Annotated in this window: 13 protein-coding genes; 7 read left to right on the top strand and 6 right to left on the bottom strand. The window is 70.6% G+C overall.

The window, feature by feature from the left end; genetic code table 11:
• The first annotated feature begins 405 nt into the window (after positions 1-405).
• Positions 406-1,692, top strand: coding sequence for a tetratricopeptide repeat protein (locus ACGFML_RS12950; RefSeq protein ID WP_393542954.1), 1,287 nt, complete (start codon positions 406-408; stop codon positions 1,690-1,692).
• 261 nt (positions 1,693-1,953) lie between these two features.
• Here the strand turns inward: ACGFML_RS12950 and ACGFML_RS12945 are convergent, their stop codons facing one another.
• The gene (locus ACGFML_RS12945; protein ID WP_393542952.1) at positions 1,954-2,283 is read right to left on the bottom strand and encodes a hypothetical protein; all 330 of its coding nucleotides are present in this window, start codon (positions 2,281-2,283) and stop codon (positions 1,954-1,956) included.
• A gap of 14 nt (positions 2,284-2,297) precedes the next feature.
• On the opposite strand from ACGFML_RS12945, the gene ACGFML_RS12940 reads away from it, so the two are divergent.
• Positions 2,298-2,582, top strand: a complete 285-nt coding sequence (locus ACGFML_RS12940; RefSeq protein ID WP_393542950.1) for a hypothetical protein — start codon at positions 2,298-2,300, stop codon at positions 2,580-2,582.
• A gap of 493 nt (positions 2,583-3,075) precedes the next feature.
• Here the strand turns inward: ACGFML_RS12940 and ACGFML_RS12935 are convergent, their stop codons facing one another.
• Positions 3,076-3,948 (bottom strand): undecaprenyl-diphosphate phosphatase, encoded by an 873-nt coding sequence (locus tag ACGFML_RS12935; RefSeq protein WP_393542948.1) that lies wholly within the window; start codon positions 3,946-3,948, stop codon positions 3,076-3,078.
• A gap of 120 nt (positions 3,949-4,068) precedes the next feature.
• A complete protein-coding gene (locus tag ACGFML_RS12930) occupies positions 4,069-4,770 on the bottom strand; it encodes a TVP38/TMEM64 family protein (protein WP_393542946.1) in 702 nt (233 codons plus the stop codon).
• 430 nt (positions 4,771-5,200) lie between these two features.
• Here ACGFML_RS12930 and tuf point away from each other — a divergent pair, with 430 nt between their 5' ends.
• The 3 genes from tuf (at position 5,201) to ACGFML_RS12915 (ending at position 8,363) form a co-directional block, all read left to right on the top strand.
• The gene (gene tuf / locus ACGFML_RS12925; protein ID WP_393542944.1) at positions 5,201-6,373 is read left to right on the top strand and encodes an elongation factor Tu; all 1,173 of its coding nucleotides are present in this window, start codon (positions 5,201-5,203) and stop codon (positions 6,371-6,373) included.
• A 191-nt stretch (positions 6,374-6,564) separates the two neighbouring features.
• The gene (locus ACGFML_RS12920; RefSeq protein ID WP_393542942.1) at positions 6,565-7,407 is read left to right on the top strand and encodes a patatin-like phospholipase family protein; all 843 of its coding nucleotides are present in this window, start codon (positions 6,565-6,567) and stop codon (positions 7,405-7,407) included.
• 164 nt (positions 7,408-7,571) lie between these two features.
• Positions 7,572-8,363 (top strand): spermidine synthase, encoded by a 792-nt coding sequence (locus ACGFML_RS12915; protein WP_393543749.1) that lies wholly within the window; start codon positions 7,572-7,574, stop codon positions 8,361-8,363.
• 102 nt (positions 8,364-8,465) lie between these two features.
• Here ACGFML_RS12915 and ACGFML_RS12910 read toward each other — a convergent pair whose 3' ends face one another.
• Positions 8,466-9,743 carry an MFS transporter gene (locus ACGFML_RS12910; protein ID WP_393542941.1) on the bottom strand — a complete coding sequence of 426 codons (1,278 nt, stop codon included), beginning with the start codon at positions 9,741-9,743 and terminating at the stop codon, positions 8,466-8,468.
• Positions 9,744-10,038: 295 nt separating this feature from the next.
• Between ACGFML_RS12910 and ACGFML_RS12905 the strand changes: the two genes are divergently transcribed.
• On the top strand, positions 10,039-10,494 hold the full coding sequence (locus ACGFML_RS12905; RefSeq protein WP_393542939.1) for a DUF4442 domain-containing protein: 456 nt from the start codon (positions 10,039-10,041) through the stop codon (positions 10,492-10,494).
• Between the two features lie 194 nt (positions 10,495-10,688).
• Positions 10,689-11,336, top strand: coding sequence for a DedA family protein (locus ACGFML_RS12900; protein ID WP_393542937.1), 648 nt, complete (start codon positions 10,689-10,691; stop codon positions 11,334-11,336).
• 85 nt (positions 11,337-11,421) lie between these two features.
• Here ACGFML_RS12900 and ACGFML_RS12895 read toward each other — a convergent pair whose 3' ends face one another.
• The gene (locus tag ACGFML_RS12895) at positions 11,422-12,138 is read right to left on the bottom strand and encodes a hypothetical protein (RefSeq protein ID WP_393542935.1); all 717 of its coding nucleotides are present in this window, start codon (positions 12,136-12,138) and stop codon (positions 11,422-11,424) included.
• Between the two features lie 140 nt (positions 12,139-12,278).
• Positions 12,279-12,488: a hypothetical protein gene (locus tag ACGFML_RS12890; protein WP_393542933.1), complete on the bottom strand. Its 210-nt coding sequence runs from the start codon at positions 12,486-12,488 to the stop codon at positions 12,279-12,281.
• Positions 12,489-12,594: the final 106 nt, after the last annotated feature.

Below are 12,594 nucleotides of genomic sequence, written 5' to 3'. Positions count from 1 at the left end.
CTTGATGAGGGGCGGTTCGCGCCACCGGCCCTCCGCGATGGTCACTCCACGACGGTGGCCGGGAGGTGGGAAGCCGCCGCCGATGGGGTCACGGCCGAGCACCGGTGGCTGCTGACCGCCGACCGTGCCCAGGCGGCCAAGGCCCTGCAGATGCGGGGTGTTGGAGTGGCGGGTTGTGTGCATTCTTGCTGCGTGTTCCGATCGTCCACTTTCTTGATCGTTTATGTTCCTCATTGATCACGAGTGCCGGGAAGTGGGCGAGCGGGGCGAGTCGGGGGCGCGGGAGGGGCTTCTGTGGTCGCGCGGTCGTCGCCGGCCGCAACCCGCGCGCTCGTGGCGACGGTCCGGAGCGAAGTCCGTACGTTTCCCAGATCACCAGTTGTACAACAGCGAAAGAGGGGTTCGATGAGGAATGAGCCGGTCACCGAGGAATCAATCGTCGAGGCACGGACGTTGGCTCGCGAGCAGCCGACCACCGGGCTCCCGAAGCTGGCCCGGTCCCTGCTGGAGTTCGGATGGCGAGTCGATCGCGAGAGCCCCTCAGCACGCATCCCGTACTTCGAGGAGGCCGCGGCGATCTATCGGGGCCTCCTCGCCGGCGGATCCGATGAACACCTCGGAGCCGCGGCACATGCGATCTCCTCGCTCGGCCTGCAGTACTCGCTCGCACACACCGACGAGCGTTCCCTGGCTGCGAAGACCGAGGCCGCAGCGCTCACCCGGCGGATGAACCGGCACCGTACGGACACCGGGAAGGAGGTGCAGATCCTCGGCAGGCTCGCACACGGCCTCGCCGAGGCCGGCCGGTTCGCGCAGGCCGTGACCGCTCAACGCGAGGTGGTCGACCTCTACCGCGCGACGGAGGGCCCGGAGGGCTACCCCTCACCCGACAGCGTCATATGGTCGCTCCTCGCCCTGGCGATCTACCTTGATCGGGCCGAACAGACCGACGCGAGCCTGGAGATCGAGCGCGAGGCGCTCACGCTCAAGCGCCGGATGGCCGAAGCCGAACCACGGCGCCTTCCCGGACTGGCGATCTGGCTGGCGGGTGTCTCGCCCCGGTTCGCCGACACCGGGCATCCACAGGAGGCGAGGGAGATCCTGGACGAGGCCATCGCCGTCTGCGACCGGCTTCCGTCCGACGGGGACCTCAGGAATTTCGGATTCCATCAGGCCGTACAGGCCGCCTTGTTCGCCAGATCCGGCGCCCGAGACGAGCGGACCGACGGCGGCGGGGAAATGCCGATCGGGGCCAATCCCCATCCCCAGGCTCTCCAACCAGTACTCGGCGTGAGCTTTCACTGGTGGGCCTTCAGCGTCAGGCAGACCTACCGCGCCGGATGCGAGGCCATCGACGACGCGATAGCCACGACAGGAGATGGGTCCGCACTCGATCCCACGGGGTTGGCCGAGCTCGGGACCCTCCTGCGCCGCCGCACCGTCCGTCAATCGGTTGCCTTCGACTGCCTTCCGCCGCAGTTCCTAGAGAAGATCATTCCGGCCCTGGGCGAGAGCGTCACCCTCGAACGCCGGCTCGCTGCCGCTCGTCCCACCAGCGGCCCTCGGCGGTTGATCCGATCCCTGACCGACCAAGCCGTTGGGCACCTGGTCACCGGCTCGAACTCGATGGCGGGTGACGCCCTCCGTGAAGCGCGCGCTCTCTGCGCAGCTGCCGAAAGCTCCACGAACTGACCGACCTCGGAGACGGGTGAGCAAGGCATCCGGAGAGTTCCCAGCCCGGCTCCACCGTTGCCCCGGACACCACCGAGGTCGCCCAGCAGGTCCTCCCGGGACGACCGCGTGAGGTGTGCCGTTCGGAGAGGTCGGTGACACGGCTGGCGGGGGTGTCCGGGGGAGGGCGACGGCGCCGCCCCCCGGGCGGGTTGTGCCACCTCGGACGGGCACCGAACACTCCAGCCTGCCCGGTGACGAGGGCCGGGCCCAGGCCGAGGCTCAGGCCCAGGCTGAGGCCACCGCCGCCTGCGGCCGGTCGGCCCGCACACCCGTGACCACGCGCCGGGCGAGCGTGGCGAGTTCCACCTGCCTCGGCTCGGCGTGCTCGCCTCCATTGTCGATCCGAGCCACCTCTAGGACGTCCTCCACCAGATCCCGCAGCCGTACGGCGCGCTTGCGGACCATCTCGGTCGGACGGTCGTCCCCCCGCCCACGCTGGGGCAGGCGGGCGTCCAGCTCCCCGCCCTCCCGGGGGCCGCTGTGCGCGGCGATGTCCGTGACCCTGTGCCGCGGCTGCCCGGCATCCGGGATGATGTCGGGACAACTCACCCCTTGGGGGATTCATGCGCATCCGCACCACCGTTGTTGCTGTCGCCGTCCTGGCGGGTCTCTCCGGGCTCGCCGGCTGCAGCCAGAGCTACGAGGACCTCACGGAGGACTGCCTGCAAGCGCTGAAGGATCGAGACGAAGGCGACAAGGGCAAGCCGGACGAGTGCGAAGGGGTGAAGACATCGGACTACCTGGATCTGGTGATGAGCGTCGCCATCGACGACCTGGGCTGGACGGGCGAAGACGGCAAGTTCGACAAGGACAAGTTGCTCGACGATGTCATCGGGGGCGGGAACTGAGCGGGGGACGACGAGGTCGTCCGCGCGTTTCCCGTCGTCCACTGCCGGAGCCGCCCGCCAGACCGGGCTGAAGCCCTGCCGCCTCCCCCGCGACGGGGTGGGCGTCGCGGTCGACGTCGAGCTGCAGCCGGGTCTCCGGTACGCGGAGACGGGGCGGGTCCGGCGGCAACTCGCTCAAAGGCGCGCTCGAGGTGCTCTCGAGGTGCTCTCGAGGTGCTCTCGAGGTGCTCTCGAGGTGCTCTTGCGTTGTTCTCGCCGGTAGTTCGTTGTCAAAGCGTCGGCCCCGGATCGCCGTCCCACTTCCAAGTGGGGTGATCCGGGGCCGGCTTGTGTGCAGTGCGCGTTCCCACGGGGAGAAGGCGGGTGGGAGACGGGTGGGAGACGGGTGGGAGACGGGTGGGAGATGATCTTCGTGATCAGTCTCCATGAGCCGCTGGTGCGCGCCGGCCATGAAGCCAGGAACCGTTGGTCCGGTGCGTGGTTCCTGGCTTCTTCATCCGGCCGTCTCGCCTGCATCCGCTGTCAGTACACCAGCGCCGACCAGGGCGAACAGGGCGATCCCCAGCAGGATCCGGTAGACGACGAACGGCATGAAGCTCTTGTTCGAAATGAACTTCATGAACCACGCGATCACCACGTATCCGACGACAAAGGCGATGACCGTGGCGAACAGGGTCGGCCCCCAGGCCGTATGCCCCTCACCGGCGTCCTTGAGCTCGAAGACGCCCGAGGCGAGCACGGCGGGAATCGCCAGCAGGAAGGAATAGCGGGCGGCGGACTCCCGGGTGTAACCCATCAGGAGGCCACCGCTGATCGTGGCGCCGGAGCGGGAGACGCCGGGGATCAGCGCCATGGCCTGGCAGATGCCGTACAGCAGGCCGTCCTTGACGGTGAGATCGTCGAGGTTCTTGCGCTGCTTGGCGGCGCGGTGGCGGCCGCCCGCCTCGTCACGGGCGGCCAGCCGGTCCGCGATTCCGAGCACGACGCCCATCACGATCAGCGTGGTCGCGATCAGCCGCAGATCACGGAACGGGCCCTCGATCGCGTCCTTGAGCGTGATGCCCAGCACCCCGATCGGGATGGACCCGACGATCACCAGCCAGCCCATCTGGGCATCGTGATCACGACGCAGCTCCCGGTTGAACAGCGAACGCGCCCAGGTCGAGATGATCCGCGCGATGTCCTTGCGGAAATAGATGATGACGGCGGCCTCGGTGCCTATCTGCGTGATCGCCGTGAAGGCCGCACCGGGGTCGTTCCAGCCCGCGAACGCCGCGGTCAGACGGAGATGCGCGCTGGAGGAGACGGGCAGAAACTCCGTCAACCCTTGGACGAGTCCGAGGACGAAAGATTCAAACCAAGTCATGGGAACGACGTATCCAGGGGTGATCGAGCGCCTGCCGGCGCGCGGGACAAGGGGGACGGGGGCAGCGTAACGTCCGAAGATGACCACCCCGCCACCAGTACCGGACATACCGGGACGCACTCAGCGTCCGCGCAGCGCCTTGCGTTTGCACCAGGCCACGACCAGCGCCCCGAGCCCGCTGAGCGCGATGAACCCCATGGCCAGAAGGAAAGCGGGCGAGGTGGGCGCCGAGGCCCGCGCGCCCGCCACGACGTACGCCGCGGTGTTGGGGATGCTGCCGAGTCCGGTCGCCAACAGATACGGCATCCAGCGCATACGGGAGACCGCGGCGCAGTAGTTCGTGGCACAGAACGGCAGCCCGGGAAAGAGCCGGATCGCCAGCATCGAACGGAATCCGTGCTCACTCAACTGCCGATCCGCGGCCGCGAGCCAGCGGGCACGCAGCAACGGACGCAGCGCATCCTGGCCCAGCAGGCGCCCGAGCCCGAAGGCCACCCCGGCGCCCAGCACCGTACCGGCGAGCGCGGACACCAGTCCGGCCTGGCTCCCGAAGAGAGCCCCCGCGGCGATATTGAGAATCGGCCGCGGCACGAACGCCGTTGTGCACACCCCGTACGCCAGCGCGAAGACCACCACGGCCGCCGGGCCGGACAGCTCCACGGGCCAGCCCTCGGCCAGCAGCCGCTGCGGCCGCCACACCAGCATCGCGCCCGCGGCGCAGGCCAGCACGACGAGCAGGAGAACCAGCCGGCACCAGGGAGAGAACAGCACCCGCGTGCAGCGCGCGGCGAGACCGGTGGGCGTCGCGGCGGTTTCGAGCATTCCGGGAGCGTATCCGAGGAGGGCGCCCAGACCCGCAACCCGGCCGCACGGTCGGCCGGCCGCCCTCCGCCCCGCCGAGCGCCTTCGCGGACACCCCTGGGCCAACGGCCCCAGCGGATAAATCGTTCGACGCCGTGACCGCCACCCGGCACCATATGACGCATGTTCCGGCACGCCTTCCTCTCGCTGTCGTCCGCAGTCGCGGACGCGCCGAAGGCTGCCGTCGATCTCCTCGCCACCGCGGCCACCGCAGCCGCTGCGGCCACCGCAGCCCCCGCAATCACCGCGGCCGCTGCAGTCACTGACGGCGCACGAAGCTGACTCTCCCCGGATCGTCCGGCGGACCCCACAGGGGGAGGGTCGGAGTGGCTCAGGGGTCCCCACGGCGCCAAGTCGCCGTTCTCACCGCATCATTGCGAGGAAGCACACCATGCCCAAGACGGCATACGTACGCACCAAGCCGCATCTGAACATCGGGACGATGGGCCACGTCGACCACGGCAAGACCACCCTGACCGCGGCCATCACCAAGGTCCTCAGTGACCGGGGAACCGGGACGTTCGTACCGTTCGACCGGATCGACCGGGCACCGGAAGAGGCCGCCCGCGGTATCACCATCAACATCTCGCATGTCGAGTACGAGACCGACACCCGGCACTACGCCCATGTCGACATGCCCGGCCACGCCGACTTCATCAAGAACATGGTCACCGGAGCAGCCCAGCTCGACGGCGCGATCCTGGTCGTCTCCGCGCTCGACGGGATCATGCCGCAGACCGCCGAACACGTCCTGCTCGCCAAGCAGGTCGGCGTGCGGCACCTCGTCGTCGCCCTCAACAAGGCCGACGCCGGCGACCCGGAGCTCACCGACCTGGTCGAGCTGGAGGTACGCGAGCTGCTGAGCGCCCACGGCTACGACGGGGAACACGTACCCGTCGTCAGGGTCTCGGGGCTGCGGGCGCTGGAAGGCGACCCACGCTGGACCGCGGCGATCGAGGCCCTGCTGGACGCGGTGGACACCTACGTCCCGACGCCCGAGCGGTACGTCGACGCGCCCTTCCTGCTGCCGGTGGAGAACGTACTGACCATCACCGGACGCGGCACCGTCGTCACCGGAGCCGTCGAACGCGGCACCGTACGCGTCGGCGACCGGGTCGAGGTGCTCGGTGCCGAGGCCGAGACCACGGTCACCGGGCTGGAGACGTTCGGGAAACCGATGGAGAGCGCCGAGGCCGGAGACAACGTGGCGCTGCTGCTGCGCGGGCTCCACCGTGACCAGGTGCGCCGAGGACATGTGGTCGCGGCACCGGGCAGCGTCACCCCGCGACGCCGCTTCACCGCCGAGGTGTACGTGCTCTCGACGGAGGAGGGTGGCCGCCGGACGCCGCTGTCCACCGGCTACCGGCCGCAGTTCTACATCCGCACCGCGGACGTGGTCGGCGACCTCGACCTCGGCGAACGCGGCACGGCCCGCCCAGGGGAGACGGTCACGGCGACCGTCGAGCTGGGCCGCGCGGTACCGCTCGAGCGCGGCCTCGGCTTCGCCGTCCGCGAGGGTGGCCGGACCGTCGCCGCGGGCACGGTACGCACCGTCGAGGACTGACCCGTGGCGCCCCGCACCCCCAGTGCGGGGCGCTACGGCGCTCTGTCCCGATCCGCGTGCTCAGTGCGAGACTGCTCGCCCGGACACACGGATGAGCCACGACGTACGGATGAGCCACGGCGTACGGGTGCGCCAGGACGTACGGGTGAAGCAGGACACACGGGCGAGGCAGGACAGGGGAGGGACGTCCGATGGCGGGCACGGCACTGGTCCTGGGCGGTGGAGGACTCACCGGAATCGGCTGGGAGATCGGCATGCTCACCGGCCTCGCGGAGGCGGGCATCGACCTCGCCGGAGCCGACGTCGTCATCGGGACCTCCGCCGGATCGATCGTCGGCGCCCACCTCACCGCCGAACACCTCACGCTGGAGGAGATGTACGAGCACCAGCTGGCCGCACCCGAAGGCAGGTCGGGCGCACGGATGGGCCCGGCGGCGATGGCACGCTTCGCGGCCATCGCACTGCGCTCGCGGGACGCGGTCTCCTTCGGGGCCCGGATGGGGCGGCTCGCGGTGGCCGCCCGCACCGTCCCGGAGGCCGAACAGCGTGCGGTGATCGCCCGTACCCTGGGCCACGCGCAGTGGCCCCCACGACGACTGGTGATCACGGCCGTGGACTCCACGACGGGGGAGCGGACCGCCTTCGACAACGCCAGCGGGGTCCCACTCGTCGACGCGGTCACCGCCAGCTGCGCCGTACCCGGCGTCTTTCCGCCGGTCACCATCGACGGCAAACGGTGGATCGACGGCGGCGTGCACTCCAGCGCCAACGCCGATCTCGCCGCCGGCTACCGCCGGGTGGTCGTGGTGGCGCCGATGGCGGTCAGCGGCGGGCCGATCGCCGCGCCGCGCACCCAGGGCGAGACGCTGGCACGCCAGGGCGCCCGGGTCTGTGTGATCACTCCCGACCGGGAGGCCAGAGCGGCGTTCGGCCGCAACGTCCTGGACCCCGCCAAACGCGCCGACGCGGCCCGCGCGGGCCGCCGCCAGTCATCCGCCCACACACGGGACGTCGCACGCGTCTGGTCGGGCTGAGACCCGGGCGGGATGGAGACGCAGGCCGGGCTGAGACCCGGGTCGGGCCGAGACGCCGGCCGGGCTGTCTTCGCCCCCGCTCCGCCCGTCACAATGGGACCGTGGATGAAGCACCCGAGCCGATACCGGTCACCCGGACCGTGGACCACGGCACCGCCAAGCTCATGCCGGACGTCGACCGCCCCCGCGCATGGCTGCTGACCGTGGACGGTGCGCCACAGTCGTACGTGGATCTCGACACACCCACCCACCTGGAGTTCGAGTACGTGGGCAGGCTGGCCCACGTCCTGGACGAGGCCGCGGCCCCCGGGCAGCCGCTCGACGCACTTCACCTCGGCGGCGGCGCGCTGACCCTGCCCCGCTATCTGGCCGCCACCCGCCCGCACTCCCGGCAGGACGTGATCGACGCGGATCTCGCCCTGCTCTCCCTGGTGACGGAACACCTGCCGCTCCCCGCCGGCTCCGGCATCCAGGTGCACGCCCGGGACGCGCGTGAGGCGTTGGAGGAAGCACCGGAGCACAGCGCCGACGTCATCGTGGCGGACGTCTTCGGCGGCTCGCGGGTGCCGGCGCACCTCACTTCGGTCGAGTACACGCGGGCCGCAGCCCGGGTGCTGCGGCCGGACGGCATCTACGCCGCCAACCTCGCCGACAGCGCGCCCTTCGGCTTCCTGCGCGGCCAATTGGCCAATTTCGCCACGGTCTTCGGCCACTTGGCCTTGATCGCTGAGCCCTCGGTGCTGCGCGGCCGCCGTTTCGGCAACGCGATCCTGCTCGCCTCGCGTACGGACCTGCCGCTCGCCCCACTGGCCCGACGGGTCGCAGGCGACGCGTTCCCGGCCCGGATCGAACACGGCGCGGCGCTCCGGCGGCTGACGGCGGGCGCCGCTCCCGTACGGGACGCGGAGGCGGTGGCGTCCCCGGTGCCGCCGGATGGCGCGTTCAGCATCGGCTGACGTGGCGGACACCAGGCGGCGGATGACAAGCGCGAAGCGGCGGGTCGAGGGCCGGGGGTGCCGCCTCGACAGGTGACCGATCACGTGGATCGGACACATGGATCACTCGGCGACGCCGCTCGGTGGTGAGTGCTCGACGGCCGGCGTGGCCGCCGGTAGGCCGGACGGGGCTGTGTCCCGCCGTGTCAGGTGGCGTACGGAGGGGACGCAGAGCACTCCCGCTGTCAGGAGCGCGACCAGCGCGGAGCAGCCCCACAGCGCGGCCGGCCGGCCGACGAGGTCCTGCACGGGGCCGGCCAGGGCCGTGGCCACCGGGACGACGGCCACGGAGCCGAACCAGTCGTAGGCGGAGACCCGGGAGAACTTCTCCTCGGGGATCTCCTGGTGGAGCGCCGTCATCCACATCACCGCGAAGACCTCGACGGCGATGCCGGTGCCGAACATGATCACGGTCAGAGTGGTGGCCGACACGGGTACGGCCAGCGCGGCCGAAGGCAGTGCGAGGGGGAAGACGCAGAGCGTGCCGGTGCGCAGGAGGCGGCGCGGCTTGGCACGGGTCATCAGCAGCGCGCCACCCACCGTGCCCGCGCCGAACGCCGCCAGCGCAAGCCCCCACGGTCCGGCGCCGCCCAGATGCTCCTCGGCCACCAGGGGCCCGTAGACCGCCTCGGCCGCCGTGATCACGGCGTTGACGACGGAGAACTGCACCACCACGGACCACAGCCACGGCCGCCCGGCGACTTCTCGCCAGCCGTCCCGCAGGTCGTGGAGTATCCCGCCACCGGGTGTGCGGGCGGGGACTTCGCTGACGTCGAGGAACGCCCGGAGCGCGCCGGCGAGGGCGAAGGAGGCGGCGTCGATCGCCAGCACCCAGCCCGGGCCGACGGCGGCGACCAGGGCTCCGCCGAGCGCGGCGCCGCCGATGTTCGCGCCGTTCATGCCCATCCGGAACACGGCGAATGCGCGTCCCGCGTGCTCGCCGGACACGCTGGCGAGCACCATGCCCTCGGAGGCCGGCGCGAAGAACGCCTGCCCGGTGCCGCCGAGCGCGGCCAGCAGCGCCATCTGCCACAGCCGTGGGTCCCCGGTCAGGACGAGCAGCGCGAACAGGCCCTGGGAGGCACAGTTGAGGGCGTTCGCGGCGACCATCACGCGATGGCGGGGGAGCCGGTCGGCGAGTGCGCCGCCGATCAGCAGGAACAGGACGAGCGGGATCGTGCGGGCGGCGGCGACCAGCCCGACATCGGTGGGCGAGCCACCGGATGCGAGCACCGCGAAGGCGCCGGCGATCATGGCGCCGGAGCTGCCGAGGCCGGCGATCACGGTGGCGCCGGTGAGCAGCAGGTAATTGCGCCCCGCCCAAGCGGGGCGGGCAGTCACCAAGACCGCACCGGTCGGCGTCGTATCTGACGCGGCCGCTGCTGCGCTATTCGTCGGAGTGGTCGTCCTGGGCACATGGCCGTCAACGATATGCGGAGCCGGGCGGACGGGGCACGGCGGTTTCCGGCGGTACGGGAGGAGCGCAGTGCCGGGAGCGGCCGTCCGGCACGCGTCCGGTACTCGTCCGGCACGCGTCCCGCGGCCGTCCGGCGGTGGCGCGGCGGGCGTCCGGCGGGGGTGTGCCCGGTGGTGCGGGCCCTTCCCAATCCAAGCTACTGATAGGTAACATGCCTCCATGTCCTCCGAGACCCTGCCGTCGATCGGCGAAATGATGGCGGCCTCCGTGCCGATGGTCCGCACCCTGAACCTCGAGTTCACCGAGACCACCGCCGAGCGCGCCGTGGTCCGCATGCCCGATCAGTCCGACTTCCACAACCACGTCGGCGGGCCGCACGCCGGAGCGATGTTCACCCTCGCCGAGTCCGCGAGCGGCGCGATCGTGATGACCGCCTTCGGCGACCAGCTCGGTCGTGCGGTGCCGCTCGCCGTGCGCGCCGAGATCGGCTACAAGAAGCTCGCGATGGGCCCCGTCACGGCGACCGCCGAGCTCGGCCGCCCGGTGGCCGAGGTGGTCGCCGAGCTGGATGCCGGTGAGCGTCCCGAGTTCCCGGTGAATGTGGCGATCACCCGCGAGGACGGCGCGGTCACCGGCGAGATGACCATTGTGTGGACGCTGCGTCCCAGCAAGTGAGCCAGTAGGCCAACACCGTTTCCGGCCCGTCGCGCACTGCGCGGCGGGCCGTCGTCGATCCGCTTCCGGGACGGGCGATCGAGTACGCTTCCCGGGCGCGCTGTTGCGGCGCGCCAGGGGGATCGACCGGTCCGGCGGCACGGGCGGCCGGGCAGCGGCCCACGGGGGCCCTACATCAAGCGGAGGAAGCTGCTTTGCACATCCAGGAGTGGCTCGAGACGGTACCGGCCGTGAGCGTCTACCTCCTGGTGGGGGTGGTCATCGGGGTGGAGAGCCTGGGCATTCCGCTGCCCGGTGAGATCGTCCTCGTCAGCGCGGCGATCCTGGCCGCGACCCAGGACCACATCAACCCGTTCGTGCTGGGCGCCTGCGCGTCCGGTGGCGCGATCATCGGTGACTCCATCGGGTACATGATCGGACGCAAAGGGGGCCAGCCCCTGCTGAACTGGGCCGGCCGGAGGTTCCCCAAGCACTTCGGCCCCGACCATGTGGCGATGGCCGAGGAGAAGTTCGAGAAGTGGGGTATGTGGGCGGTGTTCTTCGGCCGCTTCATCGCCTTGCTGCGGATCTTCGCCGGCCCGCTCGCGGGCGTGCTGAAGATGCCGTACTGGAAGTTCCTGATCGCCAACGTCCTCGGCGGCATCGTCTGGGCCGGCGGTACCACGGCGCTCATCTACAGCGTCGGCATCGTCGCCGAACCGTGGTTGTCGCGCTTCTCGTGGCTCGGTCTGGTCGCCGCGTTCCTCTTTGGCGTCGGCTCCTTCCTGATCATGAAGCGCCGCGCGAAGAAGGCGGCGGCCGAGCGTGAGGCGAAGGCCCAGGTTCCGGTAGCGGTGGACTGACGGAGCGTCACATCGGCGGTGCGCCGAGGGGAAACCGGCCCGGCAGCGAGCAGTCGCTGCCGGGCCGGCGCCGTTCGGCCGCCGTCTACGCGACGTCCGCGTAACTCGTGCCGACCTTCAGCCCGTCGATCCAGTTGATGACCCGCTTGTCCGTCACCTCGGTGCCGTACGTGCCCCACCGGGCGTCGTTGCCCAGGTCGTCCCAGGTCCGCCCGGAGAACGACGCCACCTTGGTGCCGTTGTAGTACGCCTCCACCCAGCCGGTGGCGGCGTCGTCGGAGGTGTGGATCCCGAGCACGATGCGCTTGTACGTACCGGTCGCCACCGGGGTGCTCCACTTCAGCGTCCACCTCTCGCCGGCCGCGATGTGGAACAGCTTGAGGACGCCGCCCTCGACCTTCATCAGCACCGGGTAGTTCTGCTGTTGCTGATCGCCCGTGCCGTACGACTTCCACTGGAAGACCGTTGCCGCGTCCGGGCTGTTGGTGGAGGTGTCCCAGCCCAGGTAGTAGGTGTGGTCGTTGCGGAAGATGTAGCGCGAGCCGGCCACCGTGAGGCCGTGTGCCTCGCAGCGTTTGAGGCCGAGCGGCTTGTTGAACTTGAAGACCTCGCCCCGGCCGTCGTGGTTGTCCTGGGCCGTGACGCTGCCGGGCGCGTCACACAGGATCGAGGAGAACACCGCCGTCCCGCCGGCGGCGTCGCCGTTCCAGATGACCGACGCACCGGCGGGGGAGGCCACCAGGAGCGTCAGTGCCGAACCGATGACGGGGAGGGCGCCGATGACGCCCGTGCGCTTGCGCATTGCCGTTCCCTTCGGTCGGAAGCGAAGGTGCTGAACGGTTTGTACATACGAGGCGTCAAACGCTCAAGTGGGGCAACGGAATTGATTGTTTTGAGCGTTCGGGGGAGAGCCGGCGAGGTGGGCGTGCGGGATGGTGCCCGTCAGGGCATCGACCAGACATCGGGGCCGCCGTCGCGCCATTCGATCAGGCCGGTGTCGTCCCAGGCGAACTCCGCCGTGGAGAAGCCGGCCCGGCGCAGATACGCGGCCACGTCCCCCGGGCGCAGCGCGCGGCCGAGGTCCTGTCCGTAGAGCGTGACGCGGCGACCGCCGGTGCAGGGCGGGTGCACGATCACGGGGGCACGCTTCATGCCCTTCAGGATGCGGTCGGCCCGACGTTCCCGCATCCCGAACGCGTCCGTTCGGTCACCCTCGGTGGCCGCCGCTCGATGGCGCGAGGACCACCGCGCGCATCGG

It is taken from the genome of Streptomyces sp. NPDC048650, assembly GCF_043199095.1.
In the GTDB taxonomy this organism is placed as follows: Bacteria; Actinomycetota; Actinomycetes; order Streptomycetales; family Streptomycetaceae; genus Streptomyces.
Note: the sequence above shows the minus strand (reverse complement) of the source record. Positions and strands in the feature narration are given on the sequence as shown.

Coding starts and splice junctions, on each gene's coding strand:
- tuf (WP_393542944.1), top strand. CDS start 5,201: ATGCCCAAGACGGCATACGTACGCACCAAGCCGCATCTGAACATCGGG.
- ACGFML_RS12920 (WP_393542942.1), top strand. CDS start 6,565: ATGGCGGGCACGGCACTGGTCCTGGGCGGTGGAGGACTCACCGGAATC.
- ACGFML_RS12895 (WP_393542935.1), bottom strand. CDS start 12,138: ATGCGCAAGCGCACGGGCGTCATCGGCGCCCTCCCCGTCATCGGTTCG.
- ACGFML_RS12940 (WP_393542950.1), top strand. CDS start 2,298: ATGCGCATCCGCACCACCGTTGTTGCTGTCGCCGTCCTGGCGGGTCTC.
- ACGFML_RS12915 (WP_393543749.1), top strand. CDS start 7,572: ATGCCGGACGTCGACCGCCCCCGCGCATGGCTGCTGACCGTGGACGGT.
- ACGFML_RS12905 (WP_393542939.1), top strand. CDS start 10,039: ATGTCCTCCGAGACCCTGCCGTCGATCGGCGAAATGATGGCGGCCTCC.
- ACGFML_RS12930 (WP_393542946.1), bottom strand. CDS start 4,770: ATGCTCGAAACCGCCGCGACGCCCACCGGTCTCGCCGCGCGCTGCACG.
- ACGFML_RS12935 (WP_393542948.1), bottom strand. CDS start 3,948: ATGACTTGGTTTGAATCTTTCGTCCTCGGACTCGTCCAAGGGTTGACG.
- ACGFML_RS12890 (WP_393542933.1), bottom strand. CDS start 12,488: ATGAAGCGTGCCCCCGTGATCGTGCACCCGCCCTGCACCGGCGGTCGC.
- ACGFML_RS12950 (WP_393542954.1), top strand. CDS start 406: ATGAGGAATGAGCCGGTCACCGAGGAATCAATCGTCGAGGCACGGACG.